Below are 25,922 nucleotides of genomic sequence, written 5' to 3'. Positions count from 1 at the left end.
TCTGCGCGCCTTCAGTTGCTGCTGAACATGGTGACGTTGCCCGGCTGGTAGCCGCTGCGCGTCGAGAAGATCTTGTATTGCTGGGCGCCTTGCGACTCCGTCGCCGTCACACGCGCCTGCTCCAGCGCGTCTGCGCGCCCCTTCGCGGCCAGAACCGCGACCAGGTCTGAGAGCTGCTGCGATTGCAGGGCAAGGAGCTGATTGCCGGCTTGAGCTGCCTGTAGCGCGCCACTTGCGGACTGGCTGGCCGTGACCAGCGAGGTCATCGCGCCGGAGTTGGTCGGGATATTGCCGACGACGCCGGCTTGCACCTTCAGCGAGTCCTCGAAGGCGCCCACCGAGTTCTGCCACCGGGTTTGAGCGGCGGCGAACAGCGTCGCGTTCGATCCGGTGGCCGGCGCCGCGCCATAGCTGCTGGAATACGCGGTCTGAATTTGCTGGACGTTGAACGAAATGTTCTGCGCCTGGCTCAGCAGCGATTGGGTCCGCGCGATGGTCGACTGAAGTTGGGCCAGCGTCGACATCGGCAGGCTGGCGAGGTTCTTCGCCTGGTTCACCAGGCTCTGCGACTGGTTGGTCAGCATCTGGATCTGATTGTTGATCTGCTGCAACTCGCGCGCCGCCGTCAGCACGTTCTGGCTGAAGTTCGTGGGGTCGTAGACGATCCACTGCGCAGAGGCCCGCGTCATCACAAGCGGCGGGACCGATAGGGCGAGCGAGAGGGTGGTCGCGGCCATCAGTCTTGCGCGCGGCGTCTTGCCGGTGGTCATGGTTACACCTCCAGGTTTGTCAGGTCGGGGATGAGATCGGCGGCCCACAGGAGCTCGTGATCGGCGAGCCACGCGGGCGTAAAGTTCTCGCGGCCGTGCTCGGCGAGCAGCCGTTCGATGGCAGCATGGTCAGCCTTTGAGGAGGCCGCGCAGAAGGCGAGAGCGATCGGCCCGAGACCCAGCTCAAACAGCCGATTGCCGCGTCGCGATTGGCAGTAGTAATCCCGCTTGGGCGTCGCCCTCGCGATGATCTCGATCTGGCGATCATTGAGGCCGAAGCGCCGATAGATCGCCGTTTGCTGCGGCTCGATGGCGCGCTCGTTCGGCAGGAAGATCCGCGTCGGGCAGCTCTCGACGATCGCGGGCGCAATATTGCTGCCGTCGATGTCGGAGAGCGATTGCGTGGCGAAGACGACGGACGCATTCTTCTTCCGTAATGTCTTCAGCCATTCGCGAAGCTGCTGGGCGAAGGCGGGATCGTCGAGGACAAGCCAGCCCTCGTCGATGATGAGTAGCGTCGGCCGGCCGTCGAGCCGGCCCTCGATGCGATGGAAGAGATAGGTGAGGACGGCGGGGGCTGCACCGGCACCGATCAGGCCCTCGGTCTCGAACGCCTGGACTGACGCGAAACCGAGGTGCTCATCCTCGGCGTCGAGCAGCCGACCGGAGGGACCGCCGACGCAATAGGGTTGCAGCGCCTGCTTGAGCGCGGTCGACTGCAACAGGACGGTCAGGCCGGTGATCGTCCGCTCCTCGACCGGCGAGGACGCCAGCGAGGTCAAGGCCGACCAGACATGCTCCTTCGCGGTCGGGTCGATGGTGACGCCTTCCTTGGCGAGGATCGCGGTCACCCATTCGGCAGCCCAGGCGCGCTCCGCCGCATCGCCAATGCGTGCGAGCGGCTGAAGGGAGACGGAGTCATCGGCACTGTTCGACAGGCTGCCACCGAGGTCGTGCCAGTCGCCGCCCATGGCCAACGCCACGGTGCGGATCGAGCCGCCGAAATCAAAGGCAAAGATCTGGCTGTTGCGGTAGCGACGGAACTGGATCGCCATCAGCGCCAACAGCACGGACTTGCCGGCGCCGGTCGGGCCAACGATCAGGGTGTGGCCGACATCGCCGACATGCAGGGAGAAGCGAAACGGCGTCGAACCTTCGGTCTTACCGAAGAAGAGTGGCGGCGCCTTGAAATGCTCGTCGCGCGCAGGTCCAGCCCAGACCGCCGAAAGCGGAATCATGTGGGCCAGGTTCAATGTCGAGAGCGGCGGCTGGCGGACATTGGCGTAGGCATGCCCCGGCAGCGAGCCAAGCCAGGCCTCTAACGCATTCACCCCTTCCGGCATGCAGGTGAAGTCGCGTCCCTGGATTACCTTCTCCACAAGGCGAAGTTTTTCGGCGGCACGGCCGGGATCCTCGTCCCAGACGGTGACGACCGCGGTGACGTAGGCCTGCCCGACGTCGTCGGTGCCGAGTTCCTGCAAGGCGAGATCGGCGTCAGTGGCCTTGTTGGCCGCATCGCTATCGACCAGTGTCGAGGCCTCGTTGGTCATCACCTCCTTGACGATGGCGGCAATCGACTTCCGCTTGGCGAACCACTGTCGGCGGATCCTCGTCAGCAGTTTTACGGCCTCGGTCTTGTCGAGGAGGATCGCGCGTGTCGACCAACGGTAGGGGAAGGCAAGCCTGTTCAGCTCGTCGAGGATTCCGGGATGGGTCGCGGTCGGAAAGCCGACCACGGTGAGCGTGCGAAGATGGTGGCTGCCAAGGCGCGGCTCGAGGCCGCCGGCGAGCGGCTCGTCCGCAAGCAGCGCGTCGAGATGCATCGGCGTCTCCGGAACGCGGACGCGCTGGTGCCGGGTCGAGATGGTCGAGTGCAGGTAGGTGAGCGTGTCACCATCATCCAGCCATGCCACCTCTGGCATGAAGCCTTCGACCAGTTGCAGGACGCGGTAGGTCCCGATCGACAAACCCGCGCAGCAGTTCATGCGGATCGACGCCGCTCTGCGTACGGCCCTCATAGAGCCAGCCCTCGATGCGCGAGGCGTCCTCGGCCGGGGGAAGCCAGACGAAGGTCAGGAAATAGCGGCTCTCGAAATGCGCACCCGCCTCCTCGAACGCATCGCGGCGCTCGAGATCTACCAGCGCTGATGCGGCATCGGGAAAGGCACTGTATGGATAGGTCTGAGCGGTGATGCGCTGGGCCTCGACGAAGATTGCCCAGCCTGAGCCAAGGCGGCGCAACGCGTTGTTGAGGCGCGCCGTTACGCCGACCAGCTCCGCAGACGTCGCGCTGTCGAGGTCAGGACCACGGAATCGCGCCGTCCGCTGGAACGACCCGTCCTTGTTGAGGACCACGCCCCGTTCGACCAAGGCTGCCCAAGGCAGGAAGTCGGGAAGGCTGGCGGGCCGATGGCGATATTCGGCGAGGTTCAGCATGGAAGCCTCATGTCGCAAGGTAAGGCGGATAGCGGAGGTGGCGGCGAACAACCTCCACGAACTGCGGGTCGCGCTTGGCCGCCCACACGGCCGCGACGTGGCCGACGGCCCAGATCAGCGCACCGGGGATCCAGAGACGAAGACCGAGCGCGATGGCCGCCGCCAGCGTGCCGTTGGCGATCGCGACGCTGCGCGGCGCGCCGCCCATCAGAATCGGCTCCGTGAGCGCGCGATGGACCGGCGCGAAGAAGTCCGGTACCTCCGGATCGACAATCGCAGCCATCAGACGAGTGCCCCACCCGAGAAGCTGAAGAAGGTGAGGAAGAAGCTCGATGCGGCGAAGGCGATCGACAGTCCGAAGACGATCTGGATCAGCCGGCGGAAACCGCCGGCGGTGTCGCCGAACGCGAGCGTCAGGCCGGTCACAGTGATGATGATGACGGAGATGATCTTGGCGACCGGACCTTGCACCGATTCCAGGATCTGATTGAGCGGCGTCTCCCACGGCATCGAGGAGCCGGACGCGTGTGCCGCAGGCGCGAACGCGATCGAGAGGAAGGCGAGCGCCGCGAGGTCGGTGATGCGGCGACGAACGCGGCGGATCGCGGGAGGAAGTTGGATCATGAGGGGTCTCCGGGAAGCGAGGGGTCACCGCCCGCCCCTGCGGACTGGACGCGGTAATCGCCGGTGGCGGCATCAAGGCCGGCGACGAGAGCAAGTTCGGCGAGGCGGCGTTCGCTGCCGCGGCCGCGCAGCACCGCGACGATGTCGATGGTCTCGGCGATCAGCGCCTTGGGAACGGTGAGGACGGCTTCCTGGATCAGCTGTTCAAGGCGGCGAAGCGCGCCCAGCGCTGTGCCGGCGTGAATCGTGCCGATCCCACCGGGGTGGCCGGTGCCCCAGGCCTTGAGGAGCTCCAGGGCTTCGCTGCCCCGCACTTCGCCGATCGGAATGCGGTCGGGGCGCAAGCGCAGCGAGGACCGGACCAGATCGGACAGCGACGCAACGCCGTCCTTGGTACGCAGCGCGACTAGGTTCGGAGCGCGGCATTGCAGTTCGCGCGTGTCCTCGATCAGCACCACGCGATCGGTGGTGCCGGCGATTTCGGCGAGCAGTGCGTTGGTGAGCGTGGTCTTGCCGGTCGAGGTGCCGCCAGCGACCAGGATGTTCTTCCGCGACGCGACAGCGGCCCGTAGCGCCGCTGCTTGACCGGCGGTCATGGTGCCGGCGGCAACGTAGTCATCCAGCGTGAACACCGCAACCGCAGGCTTGCGGATCGCAAAGGCCGGCGCTGCCACGACAGGCGGGAGAAGTCCCTCGAACCGCTCCCCCGTCTCGGGAAGCTCGGCCGACACGCGCGGCCTGCCGGCATGGACCTCAGCGCCGACATGGTGCGCGACCAGGCGCACGATCCGCTCGCCGTCGGCCGCGGACATCGTTCGTCCGCTATCCTCCAGGCCGCCTGACAGCCGGTCGATCCAGAGCCGACCATCGGGGTTGAGCATCACCTCGACGATCGATGGGTCTTCGAGGAAAGTCGCTATCGCCGGGCCCAGCGCGGTGCGCAACATACGCGCGCCACGCGAGAAGGCCTCCGAATGGATTAAAGTGCCCGCCACGATCGTCCCCCGTCGAACACCAATCGCTGCAAGCGATCGGCGACGGGATGAGTACAGAAGGCAGGAAATGGGTCAGTTCAACAAGTATTCAGCTGTCGTAGGGAGCGGGCGTAGAGCAGAGAAAAAATACTTGCTGGATCGAACGCGTGCTGAAGGACCCTGACCAATAGCTTGCGTGACTGCGTAGTCCCGCCCTAGTCGGACATTCCACTCCAATGTCTGCTGTTCAGGCTAGAGTTGACCCGTGAACGCCGGAGAGGATGCTCAAAACGACCCTCTTGACCCGGAACAGATCTCGTGTCGCGGAACGTCTTGTCCTAGGAACCTCGCCATTATTCGAATTTTCCCTGTTCGAAGGAGACAACAACTCGCTTCGCCTTGATCCGCCCATGTACGCCGTAGCTCGAATCAAAGCTGAGTGTGACTCCATCATGATCGATCTCAACGTCGAGCCCGTCCATGATTCCGGCTTCCTTAAGTTCAATTAGCTCAACTTCGATCAACTCGAAGATATTCAAGGTCACTTCCACATGTTTCGTCAGTAGGAAATACTGAACCGCCCCGGGTTTGCCGGAGGCAATTTGGTTTAAGTTATGCCGCCATGGCGGGTTGTTCCAGCATGGCGTAGTAGCGTTGCTCGGCTTCGGCCGGCGGGATGTTGCCGATGGGCTCGAGGAGCCTTCGGTTGTTGAACCAGTCCACCCATTCCAGCGTCGCGAACTCGACGGACTCGAAGCTGCGCCATGGCCCGCGCCGATGGATCACCTCGGCCTTGTAGAGGCCGTTGATGGTTTCGGCGAGAGCGTTGTCATAGGAGTCCCCGACGCTGCCGACAGAAGGTTCGATACCAGCTTCAGCCAGACGCTCGGTGTATTTGATCGAGACGTATTGGCTGCCCCTGTCGCTGTGGTGCACGAGCCCGCCGCGATGGACCGGCCGGCGATCGTGCAGGGCCTGTTCCAGCGCATCGAGCACGAAGCCCGCATGCGCCGTGCGCGAGACCCGCCACCCCACGATCCTGCGGGCGTAGGCATCGATGACGAAGGCGACGTAGACGAAGCCGGTCCAGGTCGCGACATAGGTGAAGTCGGAGAGCCAAAGAACGTTCGGCCTTGGCGCCCTGAACTGGCGGTTGACGTGATCCAGCGGGCATGGCGCGGCCTTGTCGCTGATCGTGGTCTTGACGGGTTTGCCGCGGATGACTCCTTGCAAACCCATGTCCCGCATCAGTCGCGCCACCGTGCAGCGGGCAACATCGAAGCCTTCCCGCTCGAGCTGCCGCCAGACCTTGCGCACGCCATAGACCCGGAAGTTCTCATCGAACACCCGCCGAACCTCGATCTTCAGGGTAGCGTCCTGCCTGGCGCGCGCCGACAGCCTGGCAGGATCGCGCCGCCTGGCCACATGGGCGTGGTAGGTCGAAGGGGCGATCGGCAAGACCTTGCAGATCGGCTCGACCCCATGCGCCCCACGATGATCGTCGATGAAGGCGATCATGGCTTGGACCGGCGGTCGAGCTCCGCCATCGCAAAATACGCGCTCGCCTTGCGCAGGATCTCATTCGCCTGCCGAAGCTCACGGTTCTCCCGCTCCAGCGCCTTCAGCTTCTCGGCCATGTCGGTCGGAACGCCGGCCCGGTGTCCGCTATCGACTTCGTCCCTCTTGACCCAGTCGTGCAGCGTCTGCGGTGTGCAGCCGATCTTGGCCGCAATCGAGGTCACGGCCGCCCACCGCGACGGGTGCTCGCTCGCATGATCCAGAACCATCCGAACCGCACGAGCCCGGACCTCGGGTGAAAACTTGTTCGTCGTCTTGCTTGTCATGGCTCCATCCTCTCAGGAGTTGGAGCCTCCGGCAAACCCGTGGCGGTTCAATACCCCTGAGCGTCGACTTCCGACTCAATCCGGAATGTGCGAGCGACCAGCCGACTCGGCGCGCCTTGGCGAAGCTCAAGCTCACGCAGCGTCGCGTCGTGGAACGAAGGAACGCCCTCAAACCACGCGCATAATGCCGCCCCGCCCTCCAAGTCACCAATCGTCGCCTTGGCCATCGCTCCTCATCTGACTAACATCTGCGTTCCATTCCCCTCACCGACCCAATCTCTTAGTGCAGACGGGTTCGCCCTTAGGCATGACTTTACAATCCCAATCCGGACCGAAGCCAGTCGCTTGATGGAAGTAAGGAAATCGCACGACAACAAATGCGAAAACACACGCCACTACGAGCGCGAATAGGATGCCAACGATGTCGGCGCGCGTCGGGTACCACTGAGGCCATCGCATCTTTCAATCCGTAGCGCTTCGGTTCGAGGCCCGCCTTCTGTAGCGCCTCGCTCTGCCCCGACGCAGCATAATCGTTTTGGACTGACAAGCCTCTGTCAAAAGAGACGGAGCAATAATGTTCCGTTAACGGCCCGACGGAGATCTCCCGGGGAGTGCCGAAGGCGTCCGTACCGGGGCCATCTGAAAATCATCGGCCGTAAGGCCAAACCGACCCGGTTTACCTGTTGCAGACGTGGCGTGGCCTTGGGTCCGATTTGAGCATCACCTCGACGATCTCGGGATTCTCGAGGAAAATCGCTATCGCCGATCGGTGCGCAGCATGCGCGCCACGCGAGAACGCTTCCGAATGGATTGAAGTGACCCCCGTGATCATCCCCGGCGAACGCCAACGCAGCATGCGATCGACGACGGGGATGAATAGACGAGGCAGGAAATGGGTTAGTTCAACAAGTATTCAGCCGGCGCAGGGATCGGGCGCAGAGCGGAGAAAAAGACTTGCTGCATCGAATGCATGCTGATCGAACCTCTCAGGACAAACCTCTGCAACAAGGACTTATCGGCAATGTGCGGGTCATCGGTTCAAGCGACGCTCGTTCGTAAATAATCTCACTGTTGAGGAACTCTAAATGAATACAGGAAGCGCGGGGCAAGTTGTGATCCTGAACGGGCCTCCTCGATCAGGAAAGTCGAGCATCGTAAAGGTTATCCAGGACACGTTCGATGGTCCTTGGGTCAATCTGGGCGTCGACGTCTATGTCAGGGAGATGACGCCAAGTCGTTTCCAGCCCGGCATTGGCGTTCGCCCAGGCGGCGAACGACCGGATCTCGAACCTCTGATACCTGTGTTTTATGCTGCCCTCTATGAATCGATTGCAGCTCACAGTCGCCTGGGACTAAATGTGGTCGTCGACGTCGGACATCACAATTCTTATGCAAAGCCTGCCAATATCCTCGTCGAATGCGCGCAGCGACTATCTGGGCTACCGGTCTTGTTTGTCGGCGTTCGCTGCTCGATCGACGTCATTATGGAGCGTAGACGACAAGGTCAGGTTGGACCAGAGAATTTGTATCTAGCAGGTTCCGATCAAGAACCCGTACCGGCCCCGGTACTTGCATGGCAGCATAAAGTCCACATTCCCGGCATCTACGATCTGGAAATCGACACGTCATCCACCAGCCCTCAGGATTGTGCGGCAATTATCCTGCAGCGACTTGAAGGTATCCACGAACGGCTGACCGCGTTTGAGAAGTTGGCCGCGTCCGCAAACAGCAAATAAGACGACCTCTCTTTTGAGGCCAAAGACGAACAACCGAAGTTCACAGCCCCGTCGTTGATATTTGTGGTGATGCCAAACCAGCGCTCCACGAAAATCCGGACGAGGCGCCACAGTTGATGCCGTCCAAAATATGATGGGACGAATTGAGTGTCATCATCTCTGCTGCGGAGAGCCTTGCGAAGTAGATGGCTGAATGGCTCGCAAACGGCCCGGTGCTGCCAACACTCCCGCGGTAGCCACAAAAGCACTATTCGATCGTTCGTGCGGAGAAAAATATGAAGCGTGGCGAAGTCGTAAGTGTTCGGTACGCGTCGGGAAACTCCTCTCGCGCACTCTCCAGCGGCATAGGTTCATCGATACGCTCGACCGAAAAGCCCGCTCTTGTCAGGGATTGCAACATTGCCGAAAGAGGACGATGCCAGAACTGCATTGTGACCTGCTGACCGCCTCGCTCCCAGCTCTCTTTGAAAGCATAGGTCGCAAAGTAATTTTCGCCCTTCGCCAGCACATGATCCATAAAGGGATGGTGGGTTGAGAAAACCAGTCGACCGCCCTTCCTTAAGATCCTCGCGAATTCCCCGAGAGGTATGGCCCAATCCTCGACGTAGTGCATGACTAGGGCCGATAGCACCAAGTCAAACTGACCATCGGGATACGGAAGCGCCGCGTTCAAATCTGCCTGTACGAGCGGGACTTGCCCGCCGAGGCGCTGCCGAGCGATAGCCAAGAGCTGCTCGCTCAGATCAAAACCCGAAACGTTTGCTCCTCTCTCCACGAGAGCCACGGCGTGCGCCCCAGCGCCACAACCCGCGTCGAGTACGCGCAACCCATTGACGTCGCTGGCCAGACCGAGAATGGCGGGCCTCTCATAAAGCGCATTCCACGCGTTCTGCTCATTGTCGACGCTGTAGGCCAGCGCCATCGCGTCATAGTCATTTGGATTCACTGCAGAGCCCCTTCTAACGTTGTCTTCAACTATCTCACTTGGACGTGCTCCTCGCCTTAGAGAAATTTCTCTGAGGCTTCGGGGCCTTTGCCCTACCTGATCTTAATCGGCCGGAATCCCCAGACACTAGCCCGCCGCCAGCGAACAAGCGGAAGTAGCAAGTGGTGTAAGGACCGACCGGTGCGATCAAGCGCCTCGACGATCGAGAGTGCGAAATGGTTCGCATGTTTGTGGCCCCAATCTACCGAGGCCGCGGAATCGCAAGGGTTATCGCAGATGGACTCATCAGCTTTGCCCGCAGCGCGGGATACGATCGCATACGCTTGTCCAGCAACAATGCGCCGACGGCCTCGCAGTCTGTACGAAAGGATGGGCTTCCAACCTACGGCCCCCTGGAATCCAGACGGCGAAACCTACTCACGGTACTACGCACTCCGCATATGAAAGGCCAATATCTTGTTGATCGCGGATTCTTGCCATCATGTGACCGCGCGACGTACCGAAGAAGGCCTCGCGCCGTTTTTGTTTTCAAAGAATCAAAGAATTTTGCACCGCTCGGAATCTCATGGACAATAAGCCCGAAACGAGTACCTTTGGCCCTTCGGCTTTAGCCTTGGTGCCCTTGAAACGTCATGTTGAAATTGGGCTTTCTTGCCTCCAATAATGGCAGTGCCATGAGAGCAATCGTCGATGCGATTGCTGCGCATCGCTTGTGTGCGCACGCCTGCGTAGTGGTGAGCAACAAGGCCGAGTCGGCTGCTCTGCCGTGGGCGCAGGGACGAGGGATTCCTACACGCGTCATTCCGACGCTACCAGACGCTGGAGAGGCGGATATAGCGTTGTGCGAAGTCTTGAAGGCTGCCGGTGTCAATCTGGTCATTTTGTCAGGTTATCTCCGGAAATTGGGACCTCGGACGTTGGAAGCTTTTGCCGGAAGAATTCTGAATACGCACCCCGCGCTACTTCCAAAATTTGGAGGCAAGGGCATGTTCGGACGGCGTGTCCACGAGGCGGTTCTCGCCGCTGGTGAACTTGAGACGGGAGCTACCATTCATCTGATAGACGGCGAATATGACACCGGCAGCATCATCGCGCAGCGAGCAATCCCTATTCCTACCGGCGCTGACGTTGCAGCACTCGAAGAGCTGGTCATGGGCGCCGAGGCATCGCTTTTCGTCGAAACGCTAAATCGAATTCAGACTGGCCAGCTGAATTTCTAGGTGCTGAAGTCAAGAATTATGTACCGGATTTGCGATCCAACAATCTTGCGGAGTGGCGGTGTAAAAATTAGGTGCAAAGCGCGGCGCATATCGCTTCTTCCCATCGTGACATATTTTGCTGCCGCACGAACTTGGTCGCTATAGGGGGGGAAAAGCGGAGTTAGCCTTCGTCGCATCGCGGCCGAGTTCATCGGTACACGGCCTAAATGAATTGCACCAAGCAGTCGTATTGCACCTGACGCGGCGAATATTTCATCGCCGATCAGGGTGAAGAGGAACATTTGGTTCGGCGAGGCTCAACAACCAGAGAGCCGACCCTATCCGAATCTGTCAGGAATTCCGTGTTGTCCGGTCTCTATCGGGCTACGCTACGCCGGCGCCTTCTTGCACCCCTCCGCTAAGACCCAGCAAGGTATGAGGGGAAACAGGACTCCTCTGCCTCCCCGGGGTACGGGTTTAGGGTTTGCACAGATATCCGCCATCGACGGCAAGGACCTGGCCGGTGATATACTTGGCGTCGTCCGAAACCAAGAACAGGGCGGCATTTGCGACATCCCAAGCTTCTCCCATGCGCTTCATTGGGGCGCGTTCATTTCGAAGCTGGCGCATTTTTTCGCGGTCACCGCCGTAAAACTCTTTGTGCCTCTCGACCATGGGTGTATCCATTAGCCCAGGCATAATCGCATTAACGCGAATACCTTTATCCGCGTAGTCGAGCGCCATCGCCTTGGTAAGGGTGTTCACCCCAGCCTTGGAAATACAATATAGAAATAATCCTAGAGAGAGCCTCTCGGCCGAGACCGACGAAATATTCAGAATCGATCCACTGCCTCGCTCCAACATTGATGGCAGGACCACGCTGGAAGCGATGAACATACTCTTCAGATTAACGTTGATTACGCGATCCCATTCAGCATCGTCGGTATCCAGCACGCCCCCAAACGTTTTCGGCTCAACACCAACGTTGTTATGAAGAATGTCTATTTGACCATATCTTTTCAGGCACTCTCTTACCATGGCCTCGCAATTCGAACGCTGGCTTACGTTTGCCTGAAAAGCAAAGCAGGTGCCCCCTTCCTGCTCGATCATCTTGCGGGTTTTCTCCGCGGCCTCCAGATTAAGGTCAACAAGCATAACTGAGGCGCCCTCGCGGGCATAAACAACCGCCGATGCCTTCCCGTTCCCGAGACCGTCGCCTCCGGTTGATCCGGCTCCCGCAACGATTGCGACTTTACCCTTCAAACGATTCTGCATGCTTCACCCTGCGAGCGCGACCGGAGGTCAATTGGAAGACTTTGACTGGGGACCAGCTGAGTTGAGTGCGTTCTGAAACTCAGCATTCATTCGCTGACGTTCGGTCCAGCCCGTTCCGCCAATCATACCGCCGTCCACAACAAGGTCGTGGCCATTCACAAAGCTGGATTCGTCGCTCGCAAGATACAAGGCTGCGAAAGCAATATCTTCCGGAAGGCCGGAGCGCGGTATTGGCTGACGAGTCTTGTTGAGTTCACGAAGGAGAGCTGCTTTCTGAAGGGCCTCGGGACCCGTCTTTCCCATTCCAGTCGCAATCTGGCCAGGTGAGACCGAATTCACGCGGATGCTGAATTCGCCGAGCTCCATTGCCGCGCACTTGGTGAGATGTATGACAGCTGCCTTCGCGGCGCTGTAATCCATGTACGCCGACACAGCCTGGATGCCTGAGATGCTCCCCGTGTTGATAATGCTGCCAAAGCCCTGCTTTTTCATGTGAGGAGCAACGTGCTTCATCCCGAGCATGACGCTCCGCACGTGTGAGACCATTACGCGATCAAATCGATCCACTTGCATCGATTCAATGCCGCCGATTTGACCAAGCATTCCAGCATTGTTGAAAAGGCAATCGATACGACCCAATCGCTCTACAGCGAATTCAATTAGGCTCTTGAACTGATCTTCGTCCGTAACATCGGTCTTGCGGAATAGGCAGACAGCGCCAAGGCGCTCGCATAAGGCCTCACCCTCCGGGGCAAGAAGGTCGGCAACAACGACGTTCGCGCCTTCCGCGACGAACAGTTCTACAGTGGCCAGCCCAATTCCTTGGCTTCCACCAGTGATCACAGCGGTTTTTCCGTCCAAACGTCCCATTGCCGACTCCTTCGTGCCCATCGGGGTGCACTGCAGCGTTCAATTGATGAAGGTGAGATTCTTCATCAATTCGGAGATGTCAGGAATTTGCTCCAAGGAAAGAAGGCTTTCGGAGATTTGATCTCCGCGACTTGCGGAGAAAATGCCTGAGACACATTTGCGATACTTGTCGAGGATCTCGTCATCGCTGACGTCGATGTGCTCAGTAATCTTCCGAGTCATCGAGTTGACCTGCGAACCATCGTTCAAAGTGACAGTAATTGGCAGTGCTTGGCCAGCTAGCTCCGCTCGATAGACGATCTCGATCTTATCGCGGAAGGCAGCCACATCCAGTCCATTCGCACCTTCGGTGGTATACCTATCCAGCCACGGCTTTTTGTCCAAGAAGCTAGATGCAATACTGTGAGCCAAGCTGAACTTCGCCTCGTCCCCATTCTTTGGGTGATGATAAAGCGCGGCCGCGAGTTGAAACGAAGGCGGCGCTTCCAGGCGAACAGCTTTCACTTGGTGCGCGGAAAGGCCACGCTCTTCGATTAGCCTAACAAAAGCATCGATAGGATGCATTTGGGATAGGCAGCATGGATACTTTTTGATTTCAATATCCTGCGCCCTAAACGGCGCCCCGAGCCTTAGATCAGGGTTTGCGATTCCGGCGACCGCGTGAAGATATCCCATCGGGCACTCCAGCACCGCGGGTTGGCCGGTCAGGCCGTGTTTGGCTAGGAGAGCCGAAGCTAAGCCGTTCCGCCCAGCCATGCCAGACTCGTACAGGTGAGCCCCTGAGCCAACTTGCTTGAATAGGCCCGCCGCGTGAGAGGCCGCTATGCTAACGGCCATGCCGATCTGCTCATCATTAAGTTTAAGCAACTTCGCTGCGCCAGCGGCTACGCCGATTGTAGAGCCAGCAGACCAAGGCGCCAGGCCGCGGGCCATCATATCCTGCGAAGCGATCGCCAGTTTCGACGCAACGTCCCAGGCTATAACGAACGCCTCTATCAGTTCTCTGCCCGATACGTTCAGCTTCTCACCCAATGCGAACATGGCGGGGAAGACGCCAACGCTGTACATGTTTTCAGCTCGAGTATCGTCTTCGAGCTCCGTGGTATGGGAGGTCGTCCCGTTTGCCAGCGCCGCGTATTCAACGGAAGTGCGAAAGTTTGCGCCAATCACACCAACTTCTTGTGGAGCCGCGCATTCCTTCACGTAGCTCAGAATGGCCTTACTGGTTTCGCTGTCGACACCAGCCAGGGTCATTCCGACGCCGCTAAGAAACACGTTCTTCACGTGGTGAACGAGCTCCGGGTCAAACTCATCAAAAGTGGTCTTTTGAACAAACTGTGCGATGTCGGCCGTCGTACCCATGGTGATTCCTGCGATAGATTTAGCTTGAGCCTGTCGGAGGCAAGAAAGTCGTGGAAGGCTCGTGAGCTTGGGCGTCGATTACGACGCCCAAGCGTTGTATCCGGATCAGGTGATGACCCATTCCTTGAACCGGCGCGATACCGGCTCAAGGTTTTCAGTCCAATAGGCGCCGTCGATGACCACATTGTTTGGATTGGTGATGTCGGGGGTCCATTTGCGAACTTCTGGATCTAGCAAGGGAATTGCCTTCTTCGAGTTCGGAATGATAAAGGCCGCATTGCACAGGCGTGCGGTGACGTCCGGTCGCAAGAAGTAAGCCATGTACTTCATTGCACCTTCTTTGTTCGGCGCTCCCTTGGGAATGGCCAACCTGTCCGTGCCGAGAAGATTCTGCTCGAACGAGAATGCGAGTGGCTTGCCGCCTCCTGGCTCGTTTGTGGCTTTAACCCGATTGGCGTAGCTGTAACTAAAGTCGACCTCCTGAGTCTGCAAAAGCGAGATCGTTTGAGGAGTCGCCGTCACCCAAGATGCAACGCTCGACTTCACGCGATCCAACACTTTGAAAGCGCGATCCACGTCTAACGGATACATATCTTTCGGTAAAACCCCATCTGCGAGCAGAGCGGCTTCAAGCGTTTCGTTCGGTCGATTACGGAAGGTACGGCGTCCGGGAAACTTCTTGATGTCAAAATATTCAGCGAAGTTCTTGGGATGTGCCTCTGGCCCGTACTTTTGGGGGTCCCACGCAATGCCGCCCGCGAAAGAATTTGCCGTTACATACTCAGCTTTGGGCGCGACGGCCATGTCGGCCGTATCCAGCATCCCCAAGTCAATCTTATCCCAAAGTCCTTGCTTGGATCCGAACGCCGCATTCTCGTCGACGGTCATCACAACATCGATATCCACGCGTCCGGTCATAGCTTGAGCTTTCAGCTTTGCAATGTCCGGAATCGGGATGATGTTGACCTTGATCCCTGTTTCCTCGGTGAAAGGCGTGGTTACGGTTTTAACAAGGACGTCCTGATACGTGCCGCCGTAACTGGTGATCGTGATCGCCTTGGCCTGCGCGTGCACGCGGGTGATCACTGCCGGCGCTAGCACCGCGGCGGAGGCCCCTGCAAGAAATGTACGCCGTGACAGCTCCTTCGAAATCGACATAGTCCACTCCTTTACTCTTGCGTTGATGATGACGGTGCCGGGACCGAGTCAGCTCAAGTTTCAAACCCGGGACTACAAACTTAGGCGCTCAACACGACGGACTCAGCAGGTGACCAGGAGAGCTTGGCTGCAGATCCAAGCTCGGGCCGAGTGGAAGCTGGACCGGAGATGATCTTTGCCGTGACCGACGCGCCCTGCACTGTTTTCACGGAAATCCGGGTCATACCTCCGACGAAAGATATCGCCTCAACCACCCCGTGCAGCACGTTGTGACCAGCGGGCGCGTCGACATCAGCACCGGATATCTGCATTTTTTCTGGCCGAACCATTACCATTACGTCCGAGCCAAGGCTCCGCTCTGAGCTTGGCACATGAACAACTCCAACCCCGTCGATTGCCACGCTATTTGCAGCAGCGCTCTTGCCCTTGAGCAAATTAGACTCTCCGATGAACTCTGCCACAAAGCGGCTATTGGGCCTGAAGTACAAATCATCTGGCGCGCCCAGTTGAGCGATCTCACCGGTCTTCATGAGGCAGATGCGGTCAGACATATTGAGCGCCTCTTCCTGATCGTGCGTTACGTAAATGATCGTCGTGCCCAGCTCACGATGAAGACGTTTGATTTCAGTTTGCATCTGCTCCCGAAGATTCTTGTCGAGCGCCCCGAGTGGCTCGTCCATCATGATAATGGCGGGCGAATACACGATGCAGCGAGCAATACCGACGCGCTGCTGTTGGCCACCTGAAAGTTGACGTGGCTTTCGGTCATCAAACCCTTTGAGACCAACTCGATCCAGCGCGTCCAAGACTTTTCTCCGGATGGAGCCGGAGGACTCGCGCCTTACACGAAGTGGATAGGCAACGTTTTCGAAGACCGTCATATGAGGCATGAGGGCATAGTTCTGAAACACCATACCGATGCCTCGATCGCGCGGGGGCATGCGGGTGATATTCCTACCGCCGAGGAGTATTTCACCGGAACTAGGCGTGAGCGCACCCGAAATCAGGTTCAAGAGGGTCGTCTTTCCAGAGCCGGAGGGCCCGAGCAGGGTAAGGAACTCGGATTTGTTGACGGCCAATTCTGTTGCCTTAAGGACCGTCACTGACCCAAAGGTCTTCGAAATCCCTCTCAAAGCTATGGCTTCACCGGTGGAGGCATTGCCTGCGTTCATTTGTTTACTCCTGGAATCCATGCTGCCCAGGTGAACGTCTGAGCTTAAATCAGTCGCAGAGCGAACTACGATCGCGTGTTCGTTGCTCAAGAGACCTCCTCGCCAGTGGGCTTCCTGAGGCTGATAGTCACGATGCATACCAACACGGACAATGCAGTCAGCAAGGCCGATACGGCTGCGATGACCGGGGAGACTTCCCATTCGAGCGCGCTATACATCTTAACTGGCAGCGTCACCGTGTTGCTGCCAGTGAGGAACCAAGAGATGATCACCTCGTCAAACGAGAGCAGAAACGCAAAGAAGGCGGCGCTTATTAGCGATGGGACGAGCTGAGGGATCACAACTGTGAAAAACATGCGGATAGGAGACGCCCCCATCAGCTCAGCGCCGAACTCCAAGTTTCGATCCAACTTCTGCACACCCGCGATGATCATTACGATCACATACGGCAACGTTACCATCACGTGACCCAGAACCAGAGACAGTGTGGTCCCGCCAACGCCGACGTACGAGAAGTACAAGTAAATGCCTAACCCCGAGACGATCGTGGGAATGACCAAAGGGCTAATCAACACTCCGGAAATCAAAAGCTTTCCTAGAAATTCATAGCGCGCGATCCAATATGCCGAAGGCACGCCAACAAAGAGGGCAGCAACGGTCGAGAAAACAGCAACCTTGAGACTCGTATACAGCGGCAACAACCAGCTATCAGAGCTGAAGAAGATTCTGAACAGATCAAGCGAGTATGTTGAGGGCGGAAATTCGAGCGCGTTCGTTGGCCCAAATGCCATCGGAATTGTAACAACGACCGGCGCGAGCAAGAAGATGTAGACCACTACCGCGAGGCTTGAGCCAACGAAGCGATACCGCTGCGACAGGGGATCGATCACTGAGTTCGCCATGACAAACTCCTAGATCTTACGCCGACGCCAAAGCGCCATCGGAACGATGAAGACCGAAGCCAATGCGAGCAGGATCACGCTTATTGCCGATGCCTTCGGCCAGTCGAGCACCTGGCGATTGTAAAAGTCGACCAGGTTGGAGAGCATTTGATCTTGAGGACCGCCGAGGAGAGCGGGAATGATAAATGCGCCCAACGACATAACAAAAACACTCAGCAGACCCGCAACGACCCCCGGAAAGCTTAGAGGGACGGTTACCGTCCAAAACATTCTCGCTGGCTTCGCACCCATAATCGACGCCGCTCTGTAGAGCGCATTGTCGATTGCTAGTAGACTTGCGAGCACCGGCAGGACGATGAGAGGAACCAGAAGATTGGTCATGCCGACGAACAACCCGATACGGTTCAGGACAAGCGGCAGATGCACGTCGAAGCCTGAGACCCAGCTCAGAAGGTTGTTAATGATGCCGTGCCGACCGAGGATAATAGTGAAGGCGAAGCACTTAACCAAAATGCTCGTCCAGAACGGTAAGAGAATGAGAAACATCAGCACGGTCCGACGATCCGGACTCTGCCTCGCCAAGTGCAGGGCGACGATGTATCCGAGTACGAGACTCAGGACTGATGAAAGAGACGCGACCACGAGGGTCGTTGTTAGTGTTTGCCTGAACAGGCTGCTTTCGACGATTGCTTTGTACGCAGAGAATGCGCCGGCATCGTCCCGAAGACTTGTCAGAAGGACATAGCAGAGTGGCGGCAGCACTATTCCCACTGCGACCAGGACCGCTGGCGACATGAACAGTGACTGCACATTGAAGTTGGTCGAACGGTTCATTTGAGCACAGGCTAAAGTTCTTGAGGGACGCGGTTTCTCGCTATTGGCTTGCGGACTGCGCAAAAGAGACCTGTTGCACGGAGCATCGCCTCCCGCACCTCATTCCCGAGCACGGTCGAGTGACGCGGAATACTTGAACGATACATTCGATCAACCGGCGTTTTCATGTTTCTGACCTTGGGAGTTCGGAGGCGCCCCCGATGGAAGCAGCTATGCAGATTGACGTCACTCGCGCCTTCTCGTGCAACGATGAACTCAGGGATGACCCGCAGGTGAAGCTGAGGCTCCCGTACTCTAAACGCTAATGAGATGTTGCAATGAGCTGCAGCGAGCTCGGACGCCTTCGCTTTCATGAGCGAGAACATTTCTCGTTCAGTGAAGGTCACGCCCTCTCCTAGCCCTCCCTCCTGAATGGTTCATCTGCGCTGTATTGTTATCCAATACTGCATATTGTTTTGCGATGGTCAAGCGAAAATTTGCTGCCCCGCGCTCCAGCGCCCTCGTTAGAGCACGACTTTAGGTGTATCGGCGTTGGCCTTTACAGGCGTATTGAATAGCAATATGCAGAACCGTATTGTGGGAGAAGGAATACGACAATGATCGAGAAGAGAGGCAAGAACCGGACAGGTCTCAATTCGCCTGCTCCGTTCGCGAAGTCGGACATTGACGAGCGGCTCTATCTCGGAACGATCGAGAAGGGGATGCTTATCCTTGACACCTTTTGTGCGAACCCACGACCGATGACTCTTGCGGAAGTTTCAGAGGCATCCGGGTTAAACAAAAGCGCAACTCAACGAGTGCTCTACACGTTGCGGGCGCTGAGATACCTGACGCACAGCGAGACAACCCGGCAATATTCGCTCTCGGCGCGGGCTATGGATATCGGAAGCGCATATTTGCGCAGCAATCCGATCGTCGAAGCAACTTTTCCGTACTTGCTCGAGGCGAACAAGCGATCTCAGGAGACCGTCAACCTGACCGAGCTCGACGGCTCCGACATCATATTTATCTCTCGTGTTCCCAGCAGGAACGTGATGAGCTCGTACGTGACAATCGGGGCTCGCCTTCCCGCTTTCGCTACGGCGCCAGGACGCGCGATCCTGGCGAACCTCGACGCCGACTCGACCAATGCCATTTTGAAGGGCGCGGGCCTTCCCGCGATTACACCCCACACCATGACTAGTCGGCCAAAGCTTCTCAAGGAATTAGAAAAGGTGCGCCAAAAAGGCTTTGCCATCGCCAATCAGGAAGCAATGCTTGGGGACATCTCGACGGCTGCGCCGGTGTTTGGTTACGACAACAAAGTTGTAGCTGCTGTGAACATCGCAGCTTCGACCGCCAATTGGACTCCCGAGAGAGTGGAAGCAGAACTTAGCCCGATCACAGTTGAGATCGCTCGGCAGATGTCCAAAGTCGTTTCTCAGCACAGGCGAACATAGGCTGGATTGCCGCTCTTCCGATGCTCCATTTTTGTGGAGAGCAGCTGCAACTTTGGCAGGCGGGTCGATGTCAGCTAGAAGGTGCTTGGTCCCATCCTAACGGAATGCGGTCTCCTGCTATTTCACAGCACGCAATCCTTGGATCGACACACTTGCTCAGAATCGTCCACGCCCATCGAATGCGGCGGTCAGCCTCGCTTACCCAATCGTCATCAGACTAGCGTTGCCGCCCGCCGCGGCCGTGTTGGTCGACGTCGAGACTTCTTCCAGAAGCCAGTTCAGGCAATAGGCGTCACGCTCGTTGGCCAACTCGTCAGTAGTTGCCGACTGCACCAGGACAAGCGGCCCCTTAAGGCAGGCGACCTTCTTGTTGGTCTCGCGCACAGTCTCCATATCGCCCTCGATCAGCGCTCCTGCGAAAGGACCATCGGCGTTCCAATCGGAACTCCAGGACATTCGCGCGGCGACCGATGCAGGCAACGAGGCAAGTGCGTCCCCGAGCTCCGATGCCCGGTCGATCACGACTTCATTCCCGGTCGCAAGTGCGGCGGACAGCTGTCGGAAAAGCCCCTTGGCGGTCTTCGGCACAAGCAGAATACGGCCGCGTGGATGGAGCGCGTAAAGATTTCGCTCGCCGACCGGTCCAGCGAGATCCTTCTCGAGACCCAAAGCAGACGTGACGGCGAATTCGCGTGCAGCTCCGGCCTCGTCATTGTGGCCCTTTCTTCCAAGCCAGCCAGCGAAGTCTCGCAACGCAGGATCGGTATGAATCGAGCTGTGCTGCGGCGGCACGGGCGCACGCTGCACCAACCGGCCGATATAGAGGGGCCCGCCCGCCTTCGGACCTGTACCCGAAAGGCCGCGGCCACCGAAGGGCTGCACGCCAACGACGGCACCGATGATGTTGCGGTTAATGTAGAGATTGCCGGCCCTGATGCGGCTTGTCACATGCGCGATCGTTTCGTCGAGGCGCGTATGCAGTCCGAACGTCAAGCCATAGCCCGAATCGTTTATGTCATCGATCAGGCGATCGAGATCCTCGCGTTGGTAGCGGATGACATGCAGCACGGGACCGAAGACTTCACGTTGCAGGTCCGACAGCTGCTTCAGCTCAACGATTGTCGGGGGAACGAAGGTGCCGCGCGCGGTCGCTTGCGGCAGCTTCAACTGCTCGACCTTGCATCCGAGTAGGCGCATGCGCTCAATATGATTCTCGATTGTCTCCTTGGCTTCAGCCGTGATCACCGGCCCGATATCGACGTTGAGTTGATCGGTACGGCCGATCGAGAGTTCCTGGAGCGCGCCTTTGAGCATGGTGAGCGTGCGGTCGGCTATGCCATCTTGGAGACAAAGCACGCGCAGGGCCGAACAGCGTTGGCCGGCGCTGTCGAAGGCCGAGGCGATGACGTCGCTCACGACCTGCTCCGCAAGAGCGGAGGAATCGACAATCATCGCGTTCTGCCCGCCTGTCTCGGCGATCAGCGGGATTGGCTTGCCAGCCGCCGAAAGTCCCTCGCTTAGCCGGGCCTGGATCAGCCGCGCCACTTCAGTGGACCCAGTGAACATCACGCCTGCTGTGTCGGGGGCCGCAACCAGCGCAGCACCAAGGTCCCCACCGCCAGGGGTATATTGGAGTGCACCACGCGGAATGCCGGCCTCGTAAAGGATCTTCACGCCTTCATGAGCAATGACCGGGGTCTCTTCCGCAGGCTTGGCAACGACCGCGTTGCCCGCGACCAGCGCTGCCGCCACCTGGCCGATAAAGATCGCCAGCGGGAAATTCCACGGGCTGATACAGACGATGGTGCCGAGCGGAACATGCGACGGGCCAAGCGTCCGCCGCGCCTGAGCGGCGTAGTAGCGCAGAAAATCAATCGCTTCACGGACTTCGCCGACGGCGTTCGCGGCGGACTTGCCGGCCTCGCGCATGACGATGGCCATGAGGGTTTCAATGCGACCTTGCATCAGATCCGCAGCCCGTTCGAGGCAAGCGGCGCGCTGCGTCGGCGGCACCGCCGCCCATGCCGTCGCGGCCTTGGCAGCCATGTCGACGACGCGAGATGCGTCGCTCGCATCGAGCTCAGTCACGGAACCGACAATGTCGGTTTGATCCGCCGGGTTGGTGACCGGTCGCGTCGCGCCAGCGGCCGATCCGTCGACCAGCTCGGGCACGGCATGCCATCGCATCGCAACGGTGTTCACGAGCTTCCCAGACAGATCCGCAAGCGTGGCTTCGTTGGACAGATCAATGCCGTCCGAATTTGTGCGATCCTTGCCGTAGAGCGCGAGGGGCAAGGAAATCTGGTCATGCGGCATGCCCATGACCGGCATCGCTTCCACGATATCAACCGGATCGGCCACGAGGTCGTCCACCGAAACGACAGGATCGGAGATGCGATTCACAAACGACGAATTGGCTCCGTTCTCAAGCAGGCGGCGCACAAGATAAGCGAGCAGTGTTTCATGCGTGCCGACCGGAGCGTAGATCCGGCAGGGTCGATCGAGGTTACCCTTACCGACCACCTCCTCATACAGCGGCTCTCCCATGCCATGCAGGCACTGGAACTCGTACCTTCCGACCTGGAAATCCGGGCCGGCCAGTTGATAGATGGTCGCCAACGATTGAGCGTTATGGGTCGCGAACTGAGGGAAGACGGCATCCTCAGCCTCGAGCAGCGTCCGTGCGCAGGCGATGTAGGCCACGTCGGTATGCACTTTGCGGGTATAGACTGGAAAGCCCTCCAGACCGTCGAGCTGGGCGCGCTTGATCTCGGCATCCCAGTACGCGCCTTTCACCAGCCGCACCATTATGCGGCGGCCGGCTCGGCGAGCGAGGTCGATGACGTAGTCGAGTACGAAGGGACAGCGCTTGCCATAGGCCTGGACCACGAAGCCAAGGCCATTCCAACCGCTGAGGTCCTTGTCGAGACACAGGTCCTCCAGCAGATCGAGCGACAGTTCGAGACGATCCGCTTCCTCCGCATCGATGTTGAGCCCGATATCGTATCGCTTCGCCAGGAGCGCCAACTGCTTTACGCGCGGCAGCAGTTCATTCATAACGCGGCGGGACTGGGCGCGAGAATAGCGCGGGTGCAGCGCCGATAGCTTGATGGAGATGCCAGGACCTTCGTAGATGCCCCTGCCGGCCTATGCTCTGCCAATGGCATGGATCGCCGCTTCGTAGTCGCGGTAGTACCGCTCTGCGTCGGCCGCAGTCGTTGCTGCCTCGCCGAGCATGTCATAGGAATATCGCGATCTTCAAGCGGACGAGACCGCCTCAAGGCTTCCTCGATCGTCTCGCCAGTGACGAACTGCTCGCCCATCATGCGCATTGCCATGTCGACGCCGCGACGGATCACGGGTTCACCGGCGCGTGCGATCAGGCGCGTCAGTGCAGCCGCCAGGTTACGGTCGTTGACCGTAGAGGTGAGCTTGCCGGTCACGACGAGGCCCCAGGTCGCCGCATTGACGAAGAGGGACTTGCTTCCGCCCAGGTGCGAGCGCCAGTCGCCTTCGGCAATCTTGTCGCGGATCAGCGCATCCCGAGTCTCGACGTCAGGAATGCGCAGCAGCGCCTCAGCAAGGCACATCAGCGCCACGCCTTCCTGGCTGGAGAGCGAGTATTCGTGCACCAGACCTTCAACGCCGCTGCCCTTGTGCTTGGCGCGGAGCGCGTCGATCAGCCGGCGCGCTACTTTTTCCACCGCGGCCTTTAGGTTCGGAGTCAGCCTGGCAGATTCCACCAGCGGTGGCAGACACTCCGGTTCAGGCCGGCGGTAGGCCGCGGTTATCGCTTTGCGGAGGGGCGACTGAGGACGGACAGGTGGAGCGCACTCGGCGAATACTTGCCCTGGTTCTGCGTCGCTGTTTTTCTGCCTTGAGGTCTGCACGAATCGATCCCTTGAATATGTCAAATGCCGATCGCCTTGTAGGCTTCGGCAATGCGGCCCAGTGCAATATGGTAAGCCGCAGTGCGCAGATCTTTGATCTCGGGATGGGACCTCAGCGTGCGAGACATGTTCTCGTAAGCGCTGCGCATAACATCATCGAGACCTGAACGAACCAGATCGATCTCGCTACCGCCTTCCAAAAACTCGTCTCGAAGATGCTCGGGGAAGCCTTGGCCCGTCATCGTTTCAAGCGCTTGGGTGATGTGGAGATTTCTCCGTTCACGGCGGCGGCGCTCCATCAGTCCGAACGGGATGTGTGTCAGGTTCTTCACCCATTCGAAGTACGAGACGATGACGCCTCCGGCGTTCACGAAGAGATCGGGAAGGATGGTGATCCCCTTGGCGAGAAGGATCTCCTCCGCCGCAAACGCAATCGGTCCGTTGGCTCCCTCGGCGATCAACTTGGCGCGAATCCGGCTGGCATTCTCGGGCGTGATAGCGTTCTCCATCGCCGCCGGGATCAAGATATCGCACTCCACTTCCAGACCCTGCGCGCTCTGGAGATGGCTCTCTGCGCCTTCGAACCCCAGAATGGTGCCGGTCGCGAGCTGATGACGCTTTACCGCCGCAACGTCCAGACCATTGTCATTCCATAGGTAGCCGTGGTGCTCGGTAATACAGACGACCTTGGCTCCATCTTCTTCGCTGAGGAACTTGGCCGCGTGGTAGCCCACGTTCCCAAAGCCCTGGACCGCGACAGTCATCTTCGGCAGATCACGGCGGCCTTCGATCCCATTCTGATGGAGATCGCGCAGGAAACAGTGGATGGCATCCTGAACGCCGCGTCCCGTGGCTTCAGTCCGGCCTTCAATCCCACCACGAGACAAAGGCTTGCCTGTGACGCAAGCGTTTGCATTGACGATGTCGGATGGGCCGGTGCGCTTGTATTCGTCAGCCATCCACGCCATCTCTCGCTCGCCCGTGCCCATGTCCAGAGCGGGAACATTGCGTCCGGGCGAAATGAGATCGCGCTTTGCCAACTCCTGTGTGAACCTGCGGGTGATCCGTTCAAGCTCGTGGATCTCCCACTCTTTCGGGTTGATCTTGAGAGCACCCTTTGACCCACCGAACGGAATGTCGACGAGCCCACATTTCAGGCTCATGAGAGCAGCCAGTGCTTCGACCTCCTGTTCGTTGGAGTTAATGTCGTAGCGAATACCGCCCTTCGCGGGTTCGACATGCTCACTGTGAACGGAGCGCCACCCCGTAAAGCTGTACATTCTGCCCCGTAGTCTGACGCCAAATCTCACGGTGTAGGTGGAGTTACAGGCCCTAATGCGCTCGGCCAGCCCTTCGGGCAGCGAAAGTTGAGCAAGCGCTCGATCCATGTATGCTTCGACACTATCCAAGAAGGAAGCATCGCCTGTTATCGGCGATTGAACTCGTACCGCGGTATTCATTGCTCGTCTCCCTTGCCGGCGCTCTCTCGTAGCCTCTGGCAGATTTCGAACCGAACACCTGCTGCTCGGAAAGAAAGCGGCTGTCGTCGGAGTATTCCGACGACAGCCAAGTTGCCGGGGAGGCTGATCGTGCGGTGCTCGCGTTGGCTTGCCTCGCCTATCAATCGTCACTCTCTGGTCACGCACTCGCGGAAAGCGCTTTTGATCTATCGAAGGCTGCTTTCGTTGTGCGCCGGATAAGGGACATGAGCTCGTCCTCGGCCGTCAGGAGCGAGAGTCCCGCTTCTGTCGTGCCCTTGGCGCTTGTCACCTGTCGGCGGAGTTCGGCTGGGTCGTCTTCGGTTTGCATCGCCAGGGCGCCCGCGCCGTAAACCGTCTCCTTAGCGAGCTTTCTGGCGAGGTCTTGCGGGAGTCCCAGTTCGTGAGCAGCAGTGCTAAGGCACTCCATAAGATAGAAAATATAGGCTGGTCCGGAACCGCTGATGGCGGTTGCAGCGTCCAGAAAAAGCTCATTGTCCACTTGGTGTACCGAACCGCCAGCGGCAAACAACGAGATCACCTCGTCTAGCTTTGGTCTCGGAACATGGTCGCCGGAAAAGATAACGGTCGACCCCTTGCCGATTGCGGTGGGCGTGTTAGGGAGGGCTCGGATCACGCGAGCCCCTCCCAGCATGGCAACCAGTTTGGCAATGGTTACCCCCGCAGCAATGCTGACAAAAACAGCCTGTTCGGAGAAACGACGATAGACTGGACTCTCTGTAGCCAAGACCTGCGGCTTTAGCGCGAGGACGACGAGATCGGCCCGGTCCGGCAGGGTCTCCGGCCCCTCATGCACCGTGATCCCCAATTGCGCCGCCCGCTCGCGAAGTCCGGCAATCGGCTCAACCACATGTACATGCTTCGGATCAACGGATTTTGACGCTAACCAACTCCTTAGCAGGGCGTAACCCATATTACCGCAACCGACCAGTATCAAACGATCGGCTATTGTCGATGATGCGAGGCCAGCCATACGGCTTTTCCCTTCACAG

General features: G+C 58.8%; 20 protein-coding genes, 2 pseudogenes and 1 other annotated feature. Of the genes and pseudogenes, 4 read left to right on the top strand and 18 right to left on the bottom strand.

Going from position 1 to position 25,922, the window contains the following annotated elements:
- Nucleotides 1-11 precede the first annotated feature (11 nt).
- The 7 genes and pseudogenes from trbJ to NLM33_RS40370 form a co-directional block, all read right to left on the bottom strand.
- Nucleotides 12-770, bottom strand: a complete 759-nt coding sequence (trbJ, locus tag NLM33_RS40400; RefSeq protein WP_254103993.1) for a P-type conjugative transfer protein TrbJ — start codon at nucleotides 768-770, stop codon at nucleotides 12-14.
- 2 nt (nucleotides 771-772) lie between these two features.
- Nucleotides 773-3,206: pseudogene (gene trbE, locus NLM33_RS40395) on the bottom strand (conjugal transfer protein TrbE).
- Nucleotides 3,207-3,213: 7 nt separating this feature from the next.
- Entirely contained in the window at nucleotides 3,214-3,489 is a 276-nt protein-coding gene (locus tag NLM33_RS40390; RefSeq protein WP_254103992.1) for a VirB3 family type IV secretion system protein, read from the bottom strand.
- Nucleotides 3,489-3,830: a TrbC/VirB2 family protein gene (locus NLM33_RS40385; protein ID WP_254103991.1), complete on the bottom strand. Its 342-nt coding sequence runs from the start codon at nucleotides 3,828-3,830 to the stop codon at nucleotides 3,489-3,491. The genes NLM33_RS40390 and NLM33_RS40385 overlap by 1 nt, the downstream gene beginning before the upstream one ends.
- Nucleotides 3,827-4,825, bottom strand: coding sequence for a P-type conjugative transfer ATPase TrbB (gene trbB, locus NLM33_RS40380; RefSeq protein ID WP_254103990.1), 999 nt, complete (start codon nucleotides 4,823-4,825; stop codon nucleotides 3,827-3,829). The genes NLM33_RS40385 and trbB overlap by 4 nt, the downstream gene beginning before the upstream one ends.
- A gap of 332 nt (nucleotides 4,826-5,157) precedes the next feature.
- Nucleotides 5,158-5,343, bottom strand: a complete 186-nt coding sequence (locus tag NLM33_RS40375; RefSeq protein ID WP_254103989.1) for a hypothetical protein — start codon at nucleotides 5,341-5,343, stop codon at nucleotides 5,158-5,160.
- 73 nt (nucleotides 5,344-5,416) lie between these two features.
- Nucleotides 5,417-6,648, bottom strand: a protein-coding gene (locus tag NLM33_RS40370; RefSeq protein ID WP_254094988.1) for an IS3 family transposase whose coding sequence is annotated in 2 segments (ribosomal slippage) — nucleotides 5,417-6,357 and nucleotides 6,357-6,648 — 1,233 coding nt in all. Because the reading frame shifts where the segments join, the coding sequence is not laid out codon by codon here.
- Nucleotides 6,248-6,364, bottom strand: a sequence feature (AL1L pseudoknot). It overlaps the preceding gene by 117 nt.
- 1,085 nt (nucleotides 6,649-7,733) lie before the next feature.
- On the opposite strand from NLM33_RS40370, the gene NLM33_RS40365 reads away from it, so the two are divergent.
- Nucleotides 7,734-8,384, top strand: a complete 651-nt coding sequence (locus tag NLM33_RS40365; protein ID WP_254103988.1) for a chloramphenicol phosphotransferase CPT family protein — start codon at nucleotides 7,734-7,736, stop codon at nucleotides 8,382-8,384.
- Between the two features lie 247 nt (nucleotides 8,385-8,631).
- Here the strand turns inward: NLM33_RS40365 and NLM33_RS40360 are convergent, their stop codons facing one another.
- A complete protein-coding gene (locus NLM33_RS40360; RefSeq protein WP_254103987.1) occupies nucleotides 8,632-9,330 on the bottom strand; it encodes a class I SAM-dependent methyltransferase in 699 nt (232 codons plus the stop codon).
- A 185-nt stretch (nucleotides 9,331-9,515) separates the two neighbouring features.
- Between NLM33_RS40360 and NLM33_RS49955 the strand changes: the two genes are divergently transcribed.
- Nucleotides 9,516-9,941: a GNAT family N-acetyltransferase gene (locus NLM33_RS49955; RefSeq protein WP_371930168.1), complete on the top strand. Its 426-nt coding sequence runs from the start codon at nucleotides 9,516-9,518 to the stop codon at nucleotides 9,939-9,941.
- A 21-nt stretch (nucleotides 9,942-9,962) separates the two neighbouring features.
- Complete coding sequence (locus tag NLM33_RS40355) at nucleotides 9,963-10,550, top strand: phosphoribosylglycinamide formyltransferase (RefSeq protein WP_254103986.1); 588 nt, start codon at nucleotides 9,963-9,965, stop codon at nucleotides 10,548-10,550.
- Nucleotides 10,551-11,006: 456 nt separating this feature from the next.
- Here the strand turns inward: NLM33_RS40355 and NLM33_RS40350 are convergent, their stop codons facing one another.
- The 7 genes from NLM33_RS40350 to NLM33_RS40320 form a co-directional block, all read right to left on the bottom strand.
- Nucleotides 11,007-11,804: an SDR family NAD(P)-dependent oxidoreductase gene (locus NLM33_RS40350; protein ID WP_254103985.1), complete on the bottom strand. Its 798-nt coding sequence runs from the start codon at nucleotides 11,802-11,804 to the stop codon at nucleotides 11,007-11,009.
- 27 nt (nucleotides 11,805-11,831) lie between these two features.
- Nucleotides 11,832-12,674: an SDR family NAD(P)-dependent oxidoreductase gene (locus NLM33_RS40345; protein ID WP_254103984.1), complete on the bottom strand. Its 843-nt coding sequence runs from the start codon at nucleotides 12,672-12,674 to the stop codon at nucleotides 11,832-11,834.
- A gap of 39 nt (nucleotides 12,675-12,713) precedes the next feature.
- Nucleotides 12,714-14,036 (bottom strand): MmgE/PrpD family protein, encoded by a 1,323-nt coding sequence (locus NLM33_RS40340; RefSeq protein WP_254103983.1) that lies wholly within the window; start codon nucleotides 14,034-14,036, stop codon nucleotides 12,714-12,716.
- Nucleotides 14,037-14,141: 105 nt separating this feature from the next.
- A complete protein-coding gene (locus NLM33_RS40335; RefSeq protein ID WP_254103982.1) occupies nucleotides 14,142-15,194 on the bottom strand; it encodes an ABC transporter substrate-binding protein in 1,053 nt (350 codons plus the stop codon).
- 80 nt (nucleotides 15,195-15,274) lie between these two features.
- Entirely contained in the window at nucleotides 15,275-16,366 is a 1,092-nt protein-coding gene (locus NLM33_RS40330) for an ABC transporter ATP-binding protein (protein ID WP_254103981.1), read from the bottom strand.
- A gap of 86 nt (nucleotides 16,367-16,452) precedes the next feature.
- Nucleotides 16,453-17,268 (bottom strand): ABC transporter permease, encoded by an 816-nt coding sequence (locus NLM33_RS40325; RefSeq protein WP_254103980.1) that lies wholly within the window; start codon nucleotides 17,266-17,268, stop codon nucleotides 16,453-16,455.
- Nucleotides 17,269-17,277: 9 nt separating this feature from the next.
- Nucleotides 17,278-18,102 (bottom strand): ABC transporter permease, encoded by an 825-nt coding sequence (locus tag NLM33_RS40320; RefSeq protein WP_254103979.1) that lies wholly within the window; start codon nucleotides 18,100-18,102, stop codon nucleotides 17,278-17,280.
- Nucleotides 18,103-18,698: 596 nt separating this feature from the next.
- Between NLM33_RS40320 and NLM33_RS40315 the strand changes: the two genes are divergently transcribed.
- Nucleotides 18,699-19,541: an IclR family transcriptional regulator gene (locus NLM33_RS40315; protein WP_254103978.1), complete on the top strand. Its 843-nt coding sequence runs from the start codon at nucleotides 18,699-18,701 to the stop codon at nucleotides 19,539-19,541.
- A gap of 198 nt (nucleotides 19,542-19,739) precedes the next feature.
- Here the strand turns inward: NLM33_RS40315 and putA are convergent.
- The 3 genes and pseudogenes from putA to proC all read right to left on the bottom strand — a co-directional run bounded on the left by putA (nucleotide 19,740) and on the right by proC (nucleotide 25,903).
- Nucleotides 19,740-23,431 (bottom strand): annotated as a pseudogene (gene putA, locus NLM33_RS40310) (trifunctional transcriptional regulator/proline dehydrogenase/L-glutamate gamma-semialdehyde dehydrogenase).
- A 20-nt stretch (nucleotides 23,432-23,451) separates the two neighbouring features.
- Nucleotides 23,452-24,891 carry a Glu/Leu/Phe/Val dehydrogenase gene (locus tag NLM33_RS40305; protein ID WP_254103977.1) on the bottom strand — a complete coding sequence of 480 codons (1,440 nt, stop codon included), beginning with the start codon at nucleotides 24,889-24,891 and terminating at the stop codon, nucleotides 23,452-23,454.
- A gap of 178 nt (nucleotides 24,892-25,069) precedes the next feature.
- Nucleotides 25,070-25,903, bottom strand: coding sequence for a pyrroline-5-carboxylate reductase (gene proC, locus NLM33_RS40300; RefSeq protein ID WP_254103976.1), 834 nt, complete (start codon nucleotides 25,901-25,903; stop codon nucleotides 25,070-25,072).
- Between the last annotated feature and the right edge of the window lie 19 nt (nucleotides 25,904-25,922).

Origin of the sequence: Bradyrhizobium sp. CCGUVB1N3 (assembly GCF_024199925.1) — a bacterium.
In the GTDB taxonomy this organism is placed as follows: Bacteria; Pseudomonadota; Alphaproteobacteria; order Rhizobiales; family Xanthobacteraceae; genus Bradyrhizobium.
Note: the sequence above shows the minus strand (reverse complement) of the source record. Positions and strands in the feature narration are given on the sequence as shown.

What these genes read in the sequence shown, in the direction of transcription:
- NLM33_RS40320 (WP_254103979.1), bottom strand. Translation starts at nt 18,102, where the DNA reads ATGAACCGTTCGACCAACTTCAATGTGCAGTCACTGTTCATGTCGCCA.
- NLM33_RS40330 (WP_254103981.1), bottom strand. Translation starts at nt 16,366, where the DNA reads ATGAACGCAGGCAATGCCTCCACCGGTGAAGCCATAGCTTTGAGAGGG.
- NLM33_RS40345 (WP_254103984.1), bottom strand. Translation starts at nt 12,674, where the DNA reads ATGGGACGTTTGGACGGAAAAACCGCTGTGATCACTGGTGGAAGCCAA.
- NLM33_RS40340 (WP_254103983.1), bottom strand. Translation starts at nt 14,036, where the DNA reads ATGGGTACGACGGCCGACATCGCACAGTTTGTTCAAAAGACCACTTTT.
- NLM33_RS40335 (WP_254103982.1), bottom strand. Translation starts at nt 15,194, where the DNA reads ATGTCGATTTCGAAGGAGCTGTCACGGCGTACATTTCTTGCAGGGGCC.
- NLM33_RS40315 (WP_254103978.1), top strand. Translation starts at nt 18,699, where the DNA reads ATGATCGAGAAGAGAGGCAAGAACCGGACAGGTCTCAATTCGCCTGCT.
- NLM33_RS40390 (WP_254103992.1), bottom strand. Translation starts at nt 3,489, where the DNA reads ATGGCTGCGATTGTCGATCCGGAGGTACCGGACTTCTTCGCGCCGGTC.
- NLM33_RS40385 (WP_254103991.1), bottom strand. Translation starts at nt 3,830, where the DNA reads ATGATCCAACTTCCTCCCGCGATCCGCCGCGTTCGTCGCCGCATCACC.
- NLM33_RS40355 (WP_254103986.1), top strand. Translation starts at nt 9,963, where the DNA reads ATGTTGAAATTGGGCTTTCTTGCCTCCAATAATGGCAGTGCCATGAGA.
- NLM33_RS40325 (WP_254103980.1), bottom strand. Translation starts at nt 17,268, where the DNA reads ATGGCGAACTCAGTGATCGATCCCCTGTCGCAGCGGTATCGCTTCGTT.
- NLM33_RS40305 (WP_254103977.1), bottom strand. Translation starts at nt 24,891, where the DNA reads ATGAATACCGCGGTACGAGTTCAATCGCCGATAACAGGCGATGCTTCC.
- proC (WP_254103976.1), bottom strand. Translation starts at nt 25,903, where the DNA reads ATGGCTGGCCTCGCATCATCGACAATAGCCGATCGTTTGATACTGGTC.
- NLM33_RS40365 (WP_254103988.1), top strand. Translation starts at nt 7,734, where the DNA reads ATGAATACAGGAAGCGCGGGGCAAGTTGTGATCCTGAACGGGCCTCCT.
- NLM33_RS40350 (WP_254103985.1), bottom strand. Translation starts at nt 11,804, where the DNA reads ATGCAGAATCGTTTGAAGGGTAAAGTCGCAATCGTTGCGGGAGCCGGA.
- trbJ (WP_254103993.1), bottom strand. Translation starts at nt 770, where the DNA reads ATGACCACCGGCAAGACGCCGCGCGCAAGACTGATGGCCGCGACCACC.